This window comes from Sediminibacillus massiliensis, from assembly GCF_900156915.1.
GTDB lineage: Bacteria > Bacillota > Bacilli > Bacillales > Amphibacillaceae > Sediminibacillus_A > Sediminibacillus_A massiliensis.
Window position 1 is genome coordinate 4193898 of sequence record NZ_LT732535.1, and the last position, 13924, is coordinate 4207821.

The 13924-nt window shown below is 41.1% G+C and carries 17 protein-coding genes and 1 riboswitch; of the genes, 9 read left to right on the top strand and 8 right to left on the bottom strand.

Features of this window, described 5'->3' with window-relative positions:
• Positions 1 to 212 precede the first annotated feature (212 nt).
• The 3 genes from CZ434_RS21415 to CZ434_RS21425 all read left to right on the top strand — a co-directional run bounded on the left by CZ434_RS21415 (position 213) and on the right by CZ434_RS21425 (position 2288).
• Positions 213 to 476, top strand: coding sequence for a phosphocarrier protein HPr (locus CZ434_RS21415; protein ID WP_077624980.1), 264 nt, complete (start codon positions 213 to 215; stop codon positions 474 to 476).
• 138 nt (positions 477 to 614) lie between these two features.
• Positions 615 to 1103 (top strand): cation:proton antiporter regulatory subunit, encoded by a 489-nt coding sequence (locus tag CZ434_RS21420; protein ID WP_077624981.1) that lies wholly within the window; start codon positions 615 to 617, stop codon positions 1101 to 1103.
• A gap of 6 nt (positions 1104 to 1109) precedes the next feature.
• Complete coding sequence (locus CZ434_RS21425) at positions 1110 to 2288, top strand: cation:proton antiporter (protein WP_077624982.1); 1179 nt, start codon at positions 1110 to 1112, stop codon at positions 2286 to 2288.
• Positions 2289 to 2335: 47 nt separating this feature from the next.
• Here the strand turns inward: CZ434_RS21425 and kapB are convergent, their stop codons facing one another.
• Complete coding sequence (kapB, locus tag CZ434_RS21430; protein ID WP_077624983.1) at positions 2336 to 2719, bottom strand: kinase-associated lipoprotein KapB; 384 nt, start codon at positions 2717 to 2719, stop codon at positions 2336 to 2338.
• Positions 2720 to 2816: 97 nt separating this feature from the next.
• Here kapB and CZ434_RS21435 point away from each other — a divergent pair, with 97 nt between their 5' ends.
• Positions 2817 to 3017, top strand: a complete 201-nt coding sequence (locus CZ434_RS21435; protein ID WP_077624984.1) for a hypothetical protein — start codon at positions 2817 to 2819, stop codon at positions 3015 to 3017.
• A gap of 47 nt (positions 3018 to 3064) precedes the next feature.
• On the opposite strand, the gene CZ434_RS21440 is transcribed toward CZ434_RS21435, so the two are convergent.
• Complete coding sequence (locus CZ434_RS21440; protein ID WP_077624985.1) at positions 3065 to 4237, bottom strand: MalY/PatB family protein; 1173 nt, start codon at positions 4235 to 4237, stop codon at positions 3065 to 3067.
• Positions 4238 to 4528: 291 nt separating this feature from the next.
• A complete protein-coding gene (locus tag CZ434_RS21445) occupies positions 4529 to 5362 on the bottom strand; it encodes an alpha/beta fold hydrolase (RefSeq protein ID WP_077624986.1) in 834 nt (277 codons plus the stop codon).
• 363 nt (positions 5363 to 5725) lie between these two features.
• Between CZ434_RS21445 and yugI the strand changes: the two genes are divergently transcribed.
• A complete protein-coding gene (gene yugI / locus CZ434_RS21450) occupies positions 5726 to 6124 on the top strand; it encodes a S1 domain-containing post-transcriptional regulator GSP13 (protein WP_077624987.1) in 399 nt (132 codons plus the stop codon).
• Positions 6125 to 6178: 54 nt separating this feature from the next.
• Here the strand turns inward: yugI and CZ434_RS21455 are convergent, their stop codons facing one another.
• Complete coding sequence (locus CZ434_RS21455) at positions 6179 to 6418, bottom strand: DUF378 domain-containing protein (protein WP_077624988.1); 240 nt, start codon at positions 6416 to 6418, stop codon at positions 6179 to 6181.
• Between the two features lie 209 nt (positions 6419 to 6627).
• Here CZ434_RS21455 and CZ434_RS21460 point away from each other — a divergent pair, with 209 nt between their 5' ends.
• Both CZ434_RS21460 and CZ434_RS21465 read left to right on the top strand, forming a co-directional pair.
• Complete coding sequence (locus CZ434_RS21460; RefSeq protein WP_077624989.1) at positions 6628 to 7977, top strand: glucose-6-phosphate isomerase; 1350 nt, start codon at positions 6628 to 6630, stop codon at positions 7975 to 7977.
• A gap of 111 nt (positions 7978 to 8088) precedes the next feature.
• Complete coding sequence (locus CZ434_RS21465) at positions 8089 to 8496, top strand: YugN-like family protein (protein WP_077624990.1); 408 nt, start codon at positions 8089 to 8091, stop codon at positions 8494 to 8496.
• Here the strand turns inward: CZ434_RS21465 and CZ434_RS21470 are convergent.
• Positions 8482 to 9477 (bottom strand): potassium channel family protein, encoded by a 996-nt coding sequence (locus tag CZ434_RS21470; RefSeq protein WP_077624991.1) that lies wholly within the window; start codon positions 9475 to 9477, stop codon positions 8482 to 8484. The two genes, CZ434_RS21465 and CZ434_RS21470, sit on opposite strands and share 15 nt — an antisense overlap.
• A gap of 83 nt (positions 9478 to 9560) precedes the next feature.
• The gene (locus CZ434_RS21475) at positions 9561 to 10109 is read right to left on the bottom strand and encodes a thioredoxin family protein (RefSeq protein ID WP_077624992.1); all 549 of its coding nucleotides are present in this window, start codon (positions 10107 to 10109) and stop codon (positions 9561 to 9563) included.
• A 119-nt stretch (positions 10110 to 10228) separates the two neighbouring features.
• Here CZ434_RS21475 and CZ434_RS21480 point away from each other — a divergent pair, with 119 nt between their 5' ends.
• Both CZ434_RS21480 and CZ434_RS21485 read left to right on the top strand, forming a co-directional pair.
• The gene (locus tag CZ434_RS21480; protein ID WP_077624993.1) at positions 10229 to 11287 is read left to right on the top strand and encodes a M20/M25/M40 family metallo-hydrolase; all 1059 of its coding nucleotides are present in this window, start codon (positions 10229 to 10231) and stop codon (positions 11285 to 11287) included.
• A 66-nt stretch (positions 11288 to 11353) separates the two neighbouring features.
• Positions 11354 to 11499, top strand: a riboswitch (FMN riboswitch).
• A 154-nt stretch (positions 11500 to 11653) separates the two neighbouring features.
• On the top strand, positions 11654 to 12241 hold the full coding sequence (locus CZ434_RS21485; RefSeq protein ID WP_077624994.1) for an ECF transporter S component: 588 nt from the start codon (positions 11654 to 11656) through the stop codon (positions 12239 to 12241).
• Positions 12242 to 12332: 91 nt separating this feature from the next.
• Here the strand turns inward: CZ434_RS21485 and CZ434_RS21490 are convergent, their stop codons facing one another.
• Positions 12333 to 12707: a TraR/DksA C4-type zinc finger protein gene (locus CZ434_RS21490; RefSeq protein WP_077624995.1), complete on the bottom strand. Its 375-nt coding sequence runs from the start codon at positions 12705 to 12707 to the stop codon at positions 12333 to 12335.
• A 15-nt stretch (positions 12708 to 12722) separates the two neighbouring features.
• The gene (locus tag CZ434_RS21495; RefSeq protein ID WP_077624996.1) at positions 12723 to 13115 is read right to left on the bottom strand and encodes a hotdog fold thioesterase; all 393 of its coding nucleotides are present in this window, start codon (positions 13113 to 13115) and stop codon (positions 12723 to 12725) included.
• Between the last annotated feature and the right edge of the window lie 809 nt (positions 13116 to 13924).

Consider the following 13924-nt stretch of genomic DNA (forward strand, 5'->3'; position numbering starts at 1 on the left):
TTATAATCTCAACTTATAAATGGAATAGGCAATTACATTCCGCACATAATAATTAAGATAAATAATCAATAATCAAGATATTCTTGTTCCATATTGAAAGATTTTCCTATATAATGTTCATAGCTCATCTTTTCACAAAATTGGTTTGAAAACCGTTTATTGAGGAAAAGAGAAAAGTATAATTTGTTATAAAGCGAAAGGATGGATAATAAATGAAAGAACAAAAATTTACAATCACTGATGACACAGGAGTACACGCTAGACCTGCAACTCTTCTTGTTAATAAAGCCGGCCAGTTCGAGTCAGAGATCGAAATGCACTACAATGGCAAAACCGTTAATTTGAAGTCTATTATGGGTGTTATGTCTCTTGGTGTACCTAAGGGAGCGGAAATTACGGTCACTGCAGATGGAAGCGACGAAGAACAGGCGATTCAAGGCGTCGGAGATGTGATCAAAGAACATCTTGGTGAATAATATAACGTAAAGACAGCATAATGCTTTCTTTAAAGGAAAAGCTAGAGCAATCAATCCTCTAGCTTTTTTTCATCCGCTAAAAGAAAAGCTGAAAAAATAGACGTTTATTATCATATCGTTATGAGGTGTTATTTTAAAATGAATATTTCAATCTCCCAACTCCCAGGTATCGGCCAGAAAATATCGCTCAGGACAGCTGAAGACAGTATGCTGGTGGTAATCGTCCATCATACCGGAAAAAGAGAGCTATATTTTTTCGATGAGGCCGACAATGATGAGGCCGACTTCGCCATGGACCTTACACCTGACGAAACGAGGGAACTTGGCGCACAGTTGCTCGGTGCCACTTATCAACCTGTAGATGCTGAAAAGTTAAAGATATTCCAGAGACAAATTGTGATTGATTATATTAAGTTAAAGGAGGCTTCACCACTTGCGAACAAGACGATAGAAGATTCAGGTGTCAGAAACCTGACAGGCGCGACTATAATTGGTATCGTTCAAGGTGATGAAACAATAGCCATCCCGGATATTGATACAATACTGGAGCCAGGTAATTTGCTGATGTGTGTCGGGAAAAAAGACCAGATCGAATCCTTGGCAGCCCTTTGTAATGGGGAGGTTTGATAGAAGTTGCAGGTCGACTTGCCGATCCTTTTAGGTGCAGGACTTATTCTTCTTGGCATATTTTATCTAGGCTATCTAAGTATCAAAATCAAATTCCCCAGTGTCATTCTCTATATCTTATTCGGTATCATCCTTGCCAATCATCTTAGCCATAATGAGATTCTCCACTTTGCAAGTGAAATAGGTATCGTACTTCTTTTTTTCCTGCTTGGTTTGGAATTCAGCGTTTCCCGGTTAGGAGGCATAGCAAAAAAAGTGTGGCCATCGGGCTTGCTCGACGTCGTATTAAGTCTTGGGGCTGCCATGTTGATTGCCCTGGGATTCGGTATGGATTTGTTCACAGCTTTCCTTGTCGGTGGTGTGTGCTATGCGACCAGTTCTTCTATTACAGCCAAGCTGCTTGATGACAAAAGCAGGATGGCCAATACGGAAACAGAGTATATCCTTGCTATCCTTATATTTGAAGACCTGGTTGCACCGATTGCCGTCGCCGTCTTGATTGGAATAGGCAGCGGTAGCGACTTTGCGACCAATGATTTGTTTATCCTCGTTGCCAAAATTATTGGTCTTGCTGCCATTGCGATTCTTTTGGGAAAAGTAGTGTTCAAAAAATTTGATACATTTTTGGACAAGATTGATGATGAAGATTTTAAAATTCTCTTATTGATCGGCATCGCTCTTGCATATGGTGGATTGGCATTATTTATGGGGTTATCAGAAGTGTTGGGAGCATTCCTTGCCGGGATGATGCTGGCAGAGATCAGAAACATAGACCGTGTGGAACAAACCGTCGTACCGATCCGCGATTTGACCCTTCCAGCTTTTTTTGTTTATTTTGGCACATCGATAGAATTAGGGGAAGGGATACCGATGCCCTTCTTGTTGTTATCGCTGGTTCTTTGGTCTGTCATTGCCAAGGTTTTAGTCGGAGTAATAGGGGGACGTTGGTATGGACTTTCCAAAAAGACTTCACTGCGGGCAGGGCTTTCCTTGTGTGCAAGGGGAGAGTTTTCTGTAGTCATAGCAAGCGTGGCAACAGGAACCATAAAGGTAATGGCAGGTATTTATGTTGTTATCGCGGCTTTTCTTGGAATGATGCTATTCGAATTTGCCCCTAAAATAGCAAATCTGGTATATGGAAAATCTAAAGCGAAAAAGAAAAATCTAAAAGTGCCTGGTTCTTAAATATGAAAAAAGCACGCCTCCATTGAGGGTGCTTTTTCGACAGTGGATCAGCCAAAATATTGTTTTTCTAAATCACTGATGTTCTGTTTCGCTTTCTCGTTGAAAGAGGATTCTTCTTTTTCGAGTTTTTGTTTTAAGCTTTCGAGTGATTCTCTTAATGATTCTTTATAATCAGGTGCTTGGGTCTCCTGATAGGGATGGACAGCCGGCTTTGAAACATTCATTTTTTCCTGGTAGCTCAATGCCTTTCTTTGATGAAAAAAGACATTTTCTGTTTGCCCATAGTTGTGTAGGTCCCCTTGCAGAGGATGTTTCGCTACTGCAAGCACTTTTACTAAGTATTTATCACCACGATCTTCGACGACTTCGCCGATATAAGTCCCCGACTTATAATGGGCTTTAACTAACTCTCCTGCTTTTGCATCGTCCAATTCCATAACCTCCTCATTATTTTTATCAACTGCTGGGTTTGTGTGCAAATGGGAAACAAATTTGCTATAATATTTTGGAAGAAAGGCGTGATTCTCTATGATGGAGTTTCTTTATTTCCCTGAAGATAAAACCGAATACATACCAGCTGTCATTTCACTGGTTATTTTCTTCATTGGTGCTGTTATAACCATGTACTTTGTTCACAAGCATTCTAAAAAGGAAGCAGCAAAAATGGATGAGAAATATCAATCATACTTTCCGGAAACAACCGATTCCTACCAGGATAAAAAACACTAATAAGCAGATGAAACCTTTGCCATTTGGCAAAGGTTCTCTTTATGCTTTCACTGTCTTTTTTTGACAGCAAGAAGTATCCGGTCGATTCCTTCTTTCACCGTAACGGTAGGGCATGCGATATTCATCCGCATGAATCCCGAACCTTCTTCACCGAATGAAACACCATCATTCAGACCAACTTTTGCTTGCTCCTGCATGAATTTTTTCAATGCCCCGTGTTCCATTTGCATGCTGCGGCAATCTAGCCATATTAAATAAGTACCCTCAGCCGGTATGACTTGTATTTCCGGAATGTCTTTGAACGAACTCTCTACAAGTTTCTTGTTCTTATCAAGAAGCTGTATTAAATTGTCCAGCCACTGCTCGCCTTCGTTATAAGCTGCTTCGACAGCAGTAATCCCCATTGTGTTTAAAATATGCACACCTTGTTTTTTGAACTGATGGTTAATAGCATCTCTTTTCTTGTTATCAGGTGTAACAAGGTAGGAAACTTGCAGTCCAGCCAGGTTGAATGACTTTGTCGGGGACATGCATGTAATGGTCTGTTGATTGATCTCCTCAGAAAGGGATGCAATCGGGATATGCTTGTGTCCCGGGTAAATGAGATCTGCATGGATTTCATCGGAAAAGATCAATGCATCATGCTTCAAACACAATTCAGCAACCTTTTCAAGTTCATCCTTTGTCCATACTCTTCCGACAGGATTATGAGGATTACATAAGATAAATGCTTTTACCCCTTTTTGTAATTCCGATTCGAAATGGTCAAAGTCCATCGTGTACCTGTCGTCTTGCAACCGTAAGGGGTTTTTGACGAGCTTTCTGTCATGAAGATTGACAAGATCATAAAAAGGCGGATAGACAGGTGTTTGAATCATAATCCGGTCTCCGGGTTCAGTCAAAGCCTGTACAGCCATATGCAGGCTGGAGATGACACCTGGGCTGTATAAAATCCATGATTGTTTAATGTCCCACTGGTGCCTTTTTTTAAGCCACTCGGTGACAGACTTATTTATTAACTGATCAGTGAAAGTATAACCGAAAATCCCGTGCTGTGCCCTCTCGACAAGAGCTTCTTTCACTGGCTCAGGTACGGCAAGGTCCATATCTGCAACCCACATTGGAAGCACATCGTTTGAACCGTAAATAGATGAAAGTAAATCCCACTTGACAGAACGTGTACCTGTCCGCTGAATGGTTTCTTCAAAAGTGTTTTCCATTTACTGCTCCTCCTTTATGCTGTAAAAGTTTTGAGTGTCTATCCTGGTACAGTTTTTCCCTCTCATATATATTGACAGAAAAAATGATTGATAGTTAAAATACCGCTGAGAGTGCAGAGCGGGCTTATATTTGTATAAACATTATAGTAAAAGAATCAAAAGAAGGGAAACAGTATGTTTTATCACCCTGAATTAAACGGAAACAAAATAGATAGCGTGCTGAAGTCTCGACTAAATCAGATCGTTTATTTTTGGGGGAGGGGATAGGAACCCATGATAAAGTTCTTTATTTCAATTATCTTTAATATGCAGGATATATTGTGCAATGGGCAGCGGCCTCTCTTCAGGCAGGAAATGTCCTGTATGGGAGAAAAGGCATAATTCCGCTGAGGGAAGATCTTTTAGCAGTTGATATCCGATGGTATGCGGCAATATTTGATCTTCTTTTCCCCAGAATACAACTGTTTTTTTAGAAATAGTCTGCAAATCGGGTTCCTTCAAATCGCCTTCCCTGTCCCTTACCATCTTAGTCAGGCATTTATAAATGTCATCATCCAAAAAAGGTTTACTGTAAATGGCCAGCATTCTTTTGTTGATGATTTGCTCATTGTAAATACATTTTTGCAATATACCGTACACGCCGTTTTGGCGGAATACTCGTTTCAAGAGTGAAGGAAAAAAAGGGAGCGAACTGGAAAGGCCTGTAAGGAAATCCGCCTTCTTCATGTAGCTGGATGGTGCCATTAAAAATAGTTTTTCAACTCGTTCCGGGTAAAGGTGGGCAAATGTCAGGGCGATTTGTCCACCCATCGAATGGCCGGAAACGTAAGCTTTTTGGATAGAAAAAGTATTCATAAAGTGGAGGAGGAGTTTTGCCATGTTTGAATAAGAATATTTGAATTCGACGCACCGTTCGCTGTCCCCGAAAGGAGGTAAATCCAGCGTTACAACATGAAAGGCAGGGACTAGATGGGGGATTAACTTTCGAAAACTGTATTGTGTGGACAAAAAACCGTGAACAAAAATAATATATGGTTTATCCCCGCTGGAAGGGGCTTTATGTAGTTGATAACATATTTTGCTGTCGTGGTAATGCAGCCATTGCTTTTTATTGGTAACTCTCATTCCCGTACACCGCCCAATAACCCTTAGAGTGAACTCCCGATCTGACAGGTTTTAAGCTTATTATTTCTTGATTTGCCCATTTTATCCTTTAGGGACGGTCCACAGTGAAATTAGGACCGGTCTCAAAAAAAAGCAAAAAAAAGACAAAGCATCGATGCTTTGCCTTCAACAGGGGGAATACGAGAAAGTCTTACAGTTATATGTATTTCCATAAAACCTCAAAGATAAACATGTTTAAGCAAAAAAATAATTTTTTTTTGAAACAAAATAGATTTTTATGCTTTTTTTGCCGAATGGAAAAATGTGTGGTAAAATAAATAATTGCGTATAAAGGAATGAAATATATATCAGGAGTTGTTCAGCATGGCAGACAAGTTTGAAACAGGACAAGTTTTAGAAGGAAAAGTAACAGGCATCCAGCCTTATGGTGCTTTTGTCGCTTTAGACGACGAAGTGCAAGGCTTAGTGCATATCTCTGAAGTAACACACGGGTTTGTGAAAGATATAAACGACCACTTATCTGTTGGGGAGGAAGTAAAGGTTAAGATTCTGAATATCGATGAAGAAAAGAATAAATATTCTCTTTCCATTCGTGCAACAGAAGAAGCGCCGAAAAAACAAGAAACAAAAAGAGCACCTAAACAAAACACCCAACAACAGCAACAGCAAGATAATCAATCATCCGGTTTTAACACGTTGAAAGACAAACTGGAAGAGTGGATTGAGCAATCGGAAGAACGTGAGAACACGTATAAAAACTAATTGCCTTACAAAAGCTGCCTTGATTTCAAGGCAGCTTTTTGCATCTTCCGATTATTATCTTTCTGGTTTAGGTTCTCTGCTTTCAGATGTTTGTTCAGCGTTTCTGAATAGCATGGACAGGCAGATTAATCCGCTGATCCCTACTAGCGTATATATAATCCTTGCGAATGCGCCACTTTGCTCGCCGCCGCCAAAGATTGCAGCAACTAAATCAAACTGGAACAATCCGACAAGCCCCCAGTTTACAGCACCGATTATGACAAGTAATAAAGCAATTCGCTGTAATGTACTCATAAACAAACCTCCTTTTTTATTTTACATTATTAGCAATACCCCACTTCCGGTTTTTTAATCCACGATGCCTTTGTCCAACCTGGTAAATATTGTCATGAAAGACAGACCAAAAAAATTGTGATAAGGTGAACGGGACCTTGCTTGATTTAAGCGACTGAATTAGATACATTTAATTTAGTCACTAACTTATTATAATTGGAGGTATTAATATGACTCATATACGTTTTGATTACGATCGCGCTTTACCTTTCTTTGGCAAGCATGAACTCGATTATCTGGCAGAACCTGTTAAATTGGCCCACGATGCCCTACATAATCAAACCGGAGCGGGAAATGATTTCCTTGGATGGCTCGATTTACCGGAAAACTATGACAAAGAAGAATTCAGCAGAATCCAGAAAGCAGCTGCGAAAATCCAGTCTGACTCAGATGTCCTTCTTGTCATAGGGATTGGAGGCTCTTATCTTGGAGCAAGGGCTGCTCTGGAGATGCTCAACCATTCTTTCTATAACCAATTGTCTAAAGAACAAAGAAAAGCCCCTCAGGTACTCTTTGTAGGTAACAGTATCAGCGCCCCATATATGAATGATCTATTTGATCTGCTTGAAGGAAAAGATGTTTCCGTCAATGTTATTTCAAAGAGTGGGACAACTACTGAGCCTGCGATAGCATTCCGCATTTTCCGTAAATTCCTGGAGGAAAAATATGGAGTCGAGGAAGCAAGGAAGCGAATATATGCTACTACTGATAAAGCAAAAGGTGCTCTTAAGACACTTGCACAAGAAGAAGGATATGAGAGTTTTGTCATTCCTGACGATGTAGGGGGCCGATATTCAGTCCTTACCGCCGTCGGGCTTCTGCCAATTGCAGCCAGCGGAATTAATATTGAGTCAATGATGGAAGGTGCCAGAAAGGCGCAAGAGGAGCTCAGCACAGATAATATTGCTGATAACCCTGCATATCAATATGCTGCCGTGCGTAACGTTCTTTATAATAAAGGCAAAACCATCGAGATGTTGATCAATTACGAACCTTCCCTCCAATACTTTTCTGAATGGTGGAAGCAATTATTCGGGGAGAGTGAAGGAAAAGATTTCAAAGGCATTTATCCATCTTCTGCCAACTTTTCGACCGACCTGCACTCTTTAGGACAATATGTGCAAGAGGGACGCCGTGATCTATTTGAAACGGTACTTCATGTTGAAGAACCTAAGTCAAATATTACCATCGAAGAGGATAAGCAGGACTTAGATGGATTGAACTATCTTGCCGGCAAAACAGTGGATGAAGTAAACGAGAAGGCTTATCAGGGAACGATGCTTGCCCATACAGATGGACAAGTTCCTAACTTAATTGTTCATTTACCTAAATTGGACGCATATACATTCGGTTATGTGGTGTATTTCTTTGAAAAAGCTTGTGCAATCAGCGGCTATTTACTTGGTGTAAATCCGTTTGACCAGCCTGGAGTAGAAGCATACAAGAAAAACATGTTTGCACTGCTTGGCAAGCCTGGCTTTGAAGCGGAAAAAGAAGAACTCGAAAAAAGGCTTAAATAATTATAGATAACCCGCCCGGTATTCTCGCTTTAGAGACCGGGCGGGTTTTTAATTATCCCTTTCATGAAAACAATCTTTAAGGGAATGCTTAATAACATAGGAGGTGTTAGGATGATTCCGGTTTCTTCATCAATAGAAAACAGCGATTATGCTTTGCGTGAATTAGAGGAAAAATTAAAACCTTTGGGTTTTGTGATAGGCGGCAACTGGGATTATGACCAGGGTTCTTTTGATTATAAAATGTCCAATCAGGATGGATATCAATTTGTCAGAATTCCTTTTAAACCTGTTAAAGGCATGCTCGATTCCCCAGGTGTGGTTGTGAGAATCGGAAAACCTTTTATTTTGAATCATTTGTACCAGTCAGGGATCGATGAGGATGCTGTAAATGGCGCTTTAAGAGGAGCTGTTGATCAGTTTCAGGCTCCAGTAGATGCCGATGCCGAGGTGCCTGATCAGTTTGTAGAGCAAGGCAAACAGCTTATTGAACAAGTAGAAGAACTGTTAATACAAGGATGAAAAAACAATGAGTGTATCGCCGGTTTTCAGTGGTGTATGGAAAGGAGGATTGACCATCAATTCTCCTTTCCTCATAATACCGATCAATAGTTGTTCTGAAACAGCATAATAATCGGCGCATTCCAAAAAAGTTTTGCCATCCAGTTTTTCCGGAAGACCGAATTGATTGAATTGCTGGTTAGCCAATACTTGGAGTAACAGATCAAATGGTTTGACTGGTGCTTCCCGGAAGATTTCATGAAAAAACAAGGTGCTCATAAAATCATTGGAACGAATGACAGAATCTGCCCCAGCCCTTCTGGCATTGCTGATTTGTTCTTTGGTAAGTATTTCCGTTATCAAAAAAATATCCGGATTGTTACCTTTCATGGCTATGGCAGTCAGAATGTTCCATTGGTCTGCCTGCAATTCGTTTCTGGAAGGATCAGCCGTAATCACAGCAAACTTTGCATCTTTCACATTTGCCTTCTCCAATGTCTTGTCTTCCGTTGCGTTTCCGCGTATAAAATGGACTTGATATTTTTGATATGGCAGGTTCTTCAGCGTGTGATCGATCAAGACGACATTTTCTCTTAAATCTCGTTCCAACATCATATCGAGCAGCTGCCTGGTGCGTTCGTTCCATCCCACAAAGATGATATGATCCCGTCCCTTGTACTTTACAAGTCCGTTTGATAAATCGCGTTCATGCTTGAGTGTTCCTGCTGAGACAGTAGCCATGTAGAAGGTCACAAGCCCGCCGCCGGCAAGTATAAGGAGGATTGCCACAACTCTCCCGCCTGTGCTCAATGGAACATAATCTCCATAACCGACTGTTGATCCAGTTACAAATGCCCACCAAACCCCGTCAAATACTGTAGGGAAATGGTCAGGTTCCATAAAGTGGATGATGGTACCAAACATCATCATCAATAACAGGACAGACAACAGCAACCGGAAAAATATATGCATGCGGAAATATACTTGAAGAAAAGTTTGCATACGACTCTATTCACCTTTACCTTTTTCCTTATTATGGACTTTTTAGAAAAAAGTTAATCGGTGTAAATTCAGGAAATGGGAGTTTATTTAAGGCTTTCTAAGATGCTTTGGTATGTCTCGTCCCAAAAATCTTTGTTATCCCGGAAAGATTTCGTAACAAATGTAAATAATTCTTTCCTTTTTTCTTCAAAATCTTCTGTTTGTTTGTCCGGCAAGTTTTCCAAAGACTCCTCAATAAATCTTTGCACTTCAGGGGCGCGTGGTCCCCACTTGGCAACCTCTTTTCCATTTTCGTCGATAAAAATAAAGATTGGAATAGAGCGGGATTTCCCATTTGTTAAATACTGGTCCATCAATTCCAAATTGGCATCACGCGGGAGCAGTCTGACAGGAATGTTTCCTTTTTCAGCAATATGGAACAAAATCGGCACATTCATCATCGCATCGCCGCACCAGTCTTCCGTTAATACAATCGCACGGAGATTTTTTTTGCTTATCTTGTCATAAGTATCACGTTCTTCAGGACCCTCGAAATTATCGTAGATGAACAACAGGTTTTCCTTATGTTGCTTCATGGATTCAATATATTCATCGGGGCCCATCCCTTTGGCATACCACTCATTTAGTGTCATTTATAACAACTCCTTCGTAAATAATTACAGTGTAAAGTATGGACGGATTTTTTCACAGCATTTAGTATTTTCCCAATAATTTGGTATGATTAACCTATGATATAAAGGAGGAAATACATATGGAATCAACAAGATTGCAATTCTTAATGAACTTATTAAAGACCCCATCTCCTTCCAGCATGGAGATGAATATACAAAGGCAATGGATGAAAGATGTAAGAGAATACGCAGATGAGATAATAACAGATCATGCCGGCAATGCAATTGGTGTATTGAATCCGGAGGCTGACTTCAAAATTTTGCTTGCGGGCCATTGCGATGAAATAGCATTGGTCATCAATCGTATCGATGAAGAAGGCTATTTACACTTTGACAAGATGGGCGGTATCAATCCAAAAGCAGCAATCGGCATGAAGGTCACGGTTCTCGGCTTTGCAGGAGAAATCACCGGGGTAATTGGAGTGAATGCACAGCATCATGGCGGAATCAAGGGTGACTTCGACCTTGAAGACTTGTTCATTGATTGTGGTGCAAAGTCTAAAGAAGAAATGGAAAAATATGTCCAAATAGGCGATCTGGCCGTTTATAAACGTGAACCGGAAGTATTGATGGATCGTTACATTTCCGGGCGCGGTCTTGATAACCGGACAGGAGCATTTATTGTCGCCGAAGTATTGAGAAGATTATCCGGGAAAAATTTAAATGTTGGCGTATATGCTGCAAGCACTGTAAATGAAGAGACGAACATGGGTGGAGCCTATTTCGCAGCAGCTGGAATTGAGCCGACGATGGCGATTGCATGCGATGTAACATTTGCTACAGATTATCCCGGAGTCAACAAAAACAAACATGGGGATGTAAAGCTTGAGAAAGGTCCGGTACTTGCGAAAGGCGCTCCAATAAACATTAAAATTAATCAACTATTGGAAAAAGCGGCACGTTCGCTTAACATGAAAGTCCAATACGAATTGACCCAGAGGGCTACAGGAACAGACGCAGATAAAATGAGGTTGACGGGAAAAGGGGTGCCGGTTTCTTTGGTTTCGCTGCCATTAAGGTACATGCACTCTCCTGTCGAAACGGTAAGCATTAAAGATATAGATGAAGAAATCGATTTATTGGTCAAGATGATTGAAGACATGACAGGTACAGAAAGCCTTAATCCTTTGGAGGATTGAACAAGATTGCAATATGCTTGCAAATTGTAAGCGACATAGTATAATTATTTTATAAATGAATATCGATTCTATCTTCGGGGCAGGGTGTAATTCCCGACCGACGGTAAGGGGTGGAGACGCTCTAAGTCCGTGACCTGTTTGATATTAGTCAAATGGCTGATCTGGTGAGAATCCAGAACCGACAGTTAAAGTCTGGATGGGAGAAGATAATAGCGGAAAGGTATATTTATATACCTTTAATTTCCTATTTTAACTATGCCCTAAAGTATTTCATGCTTTAGGGCTTTTTGGTTGGAAAGGAGTTATCCGCTAGTCCTTCATCACCAGGTAGGTATCGATAGAGATAAAGATGAGGGAGGAATTAGATTGAAACAAACAGACAAGAAATCATCTAATTTGTTAAGACTTATTATTTTGGCGTTAATGGGCACGATTTCCATGGTGCTGATGTTTTTGAATTTTCCACTGCCGATGCTTCCACAGTATTTAAAAATAGACTTCAGTGAGGTGCCTGCCCTGATTGCAGCGTTGATTTTCACACCGGTGGCAGGGATTGCAGTTGAAGCTATCAAGAATCTGCTTTACTTGATTTATACAGGTGCCGGGGATCCAATCGGAGTATTTTCCAATTTTCTTGCGGGTGTACTGTTTGTGGTTCCTGCAGCTTATTTATATCATAAATTCAAAGGAGTCAAGAGTCTCGTGTCAGGCCTTGTAGCCGGGACGGTCATCATGTCAGTCGGTATGGGTCTGTTGAATTACTATTTACTGCTTCCAGCATATAGTTGGTTTATGGGATGGGAAACGATGAGCGCTCAAGTAAAATGGGTGACCATTGCAGCCGGCATCTTGCCTTTCAACATAATAAAAGGTGTCGTGATCGCCTTGCTGTTTGTGCCATTATTCCTGAAATTAAAACCTTGGATGGAGCGGAAAAGAATATCGGTCTCATGATAAAAGCACCTGCAGATGCAGGTGCTTTTTCATTGTTTAACGGGTAGGAATGTCCTGCTTCACGAAACGAAGGGAAGCTTCCTCTTCAGCCTTACTGTTGTCCATCGACTTCCTCTACCAAATAACGAGCGGTAGGCTGTACTTCGAGTCGCTCTTCAGGTATTGGTTTGCCTGATTTTTCACTGACACCATATGTTCCGTTTTCAATCTTATCCAAGGCCCGGTCGATTTCGGAAATCCGTTGTCTGGCCTGTTCTTCGATGGTGGCTGCTTTTTCCCTTTCGAACATCTCGGTACCTAAGTCTGCTGGATGGTTGTCGAAATTGGTGACTTCACCAATGGAATCAGCCGGAAATTCCTGATTCAATTTGTAACTTTCGTCTTTCGCTCCTAACTCTTCCTTTGCTTCTTCTTTCATTTCCAATAACAAGTTTTTATAATGGTCCAACTTTTTATCATCTAACATTGCTATTCTCCTTTCTTATTCAGGAGTCTTCTTTTCTACTACTCCTATCGTGCATCTGGAAATAGAAATTAATTGATTTTCTTCATCGAAAATTTTGATTTCCCATACCATGGTATTTCTGCCGCGGTGGAGCGGAATTGCAACGCCTTTCACCCAGCCTGAGCGCTTGCTTTTTAGGTGGTTGGCATTTATTTCGATTCCAAATATTTGCTTTGTTTTCGGGTCAACGTTTAGATAAGCGCCAAGGCTTGCGGCTGACTCGGCCAGAGCAACGCTCGCACCGCCATGTAGAAATCCCATCGGTTGGTGCGTCCTTTCATCAACAGGCATTTTGATTTCCACTTTGTCTTTTTCGGAAATGAGTACTTCCATTCCCAGTGCATCCATCAATGTGTTTTTTAGATTCATTCCTCATCTTCCTTTTCTTTTATTTCCCCTTGCATAGGGGTTAAAACATCTGCATGATGTCGATAATTTGATTGTTATATAAAAAACTCTTTTCATACTTTGTTAAATTTCAAGAACCCATGACCTTTAAAGTGGACAGTTGAGGCAAACTGCGACATAGTGACAATTCTATTTTTTGAAGCTTATTCTTGTTCTGATTTTAGTTAAGCTTATGTACTCGCTGCGGCAGAACACTTCGCTTTCCGCTGGCACGGCCTCAGCCAGGGGACTACTTTGAATAAGCTTCCTTGCTCCCTTGGATTGAGGAATTCACTACGAAGCTTAAATGGAAGACGAAGACCCATCACTAGGGGTGTTCAGACTCGTGGGACTGCGATTACTCGCCCCATCGAAGACCTTTTGGGACTGCGGTTACTCGCCCCATCGAAGACCTTTTGGGACTGCGGTTACTCGCCCCATCGAAGACCTTTGCTGTTCCCAAAGGATAAGGAAGGCTTCGTCAGCAGTACATCGCACGAAGAAAATCGGTTTGTATTTTCGAGAAGTCTGCGTGTTCTGCCTTCGCTTTTAGGGATTTTCTGAATTTTGATGTTAGGAATACTTCATGTTAGACATACTTTGGAACAACTTCTCACTTGATCAGAAAAACGAATGAAGCGGAGGAAAAATGCGAGACTCCAGTGGGAAAGGAACAGTCTGAAGACCCCGCAGGGCGCTTTTCCCGAGGAGGCTGAAGCGTTCCCCACGGAAAGCGAGTATTTTTCCGCAGCGCTGGACTACCACTCAATCCAAAAAGGATGGAAGGAAGT

Coding starts and splice junctions, on each gene's coding strand:
- CZ434_RS21415 (WP_077624980.1), top strand. CDS start 213: ATGAAAGAACAAAAATTTACAATCACTGATGACACAGGAGTACACGCT.
- CZ434_RS21420 (WP_077624981.1), top strand. CDS start 615: ATGAATATTTCAATCTCCCAACTCCCAGGTATCGGCCAGAAAATATCG.
- CZ434_RS21435 (WP_077624984.1), top strand. CDS start 2,817: ATGATGGAGTTTCTTTATTTCCCTGAAGATAAAACCGAATACATACCA.
- CZ434_RS21440 (WP_077624985.1), bottom strand. CDS start 4,237: ATGGAAAACACTTTTGAAGAAACCATTCAGCGGACAGGTACACGTTCT.
- CZ434_RS21445 (WP_077624986.1), bottom strand. CDS start 5,362: ATGAGAGTTACCAATAAAAAGCAATGGCTGCATTACCACGACAGCAAA.
- yugI (WP_077624987.1), top strand. CDS start 5,726: ATGGCAGACAAGTTTGAAACAGGACAAGTTTTAGAAGGAAAAGTAACA.
- CZ434_RS21455 (WP_077624988.1), bottom strand. CDS start 6,418: ATGAGTACATTACAGCGAATTGCTTTATTACTTGTCATAATCGGTGCT.
- CZ434_RS21460 (WP_077624989.1), top strand. CDS start 6,628: ATGACTCATATACGTTTTGATTACGATCGCGCTTTACCTTTCTTTGGC.
- CZ434_RS21465 (WP_077624990.1), top strand. CDS start 8,089: ATGATTCCGGTTTCTTCATCAATAGAAAACAGCGATTATGCTTTGCGT.
- CZ434_RS21470 (WP_077624991.1), bottom strand. CDS start 9,477: ATGCAAACTTTTCTTCAAGTATATTTCCGCATGCATATATTTTTCCGG.
- CZ434_RS21475 (WP_077624992.1), bottom strand. CDS start 10,109: ATGACACTAAATGAGTGGTATGCCAAAGGGATGGGCCCCGATGAATAT.
- CZ434_RS21480 (WP_077624993.1), top strand. CDS start 10,229: ATGGAATCAACAAGATTGCAATTCTTAATGAACTTATTAAAGACCCCA.
- CZ434_RS21490 (WP_077624995.1), bottom strand. CDS start 12,707: ATGTTAGATGATAAAAAGTTGGACCATTATAAAAACTTGTTATTGGAA.
- CZ434_RS21495 (WP_077624996.1), bottom strand. CDS start 13,115: ATGAATCTAAAAAACACATTGATGGATGCACTGGGAATGGAAGTACTC.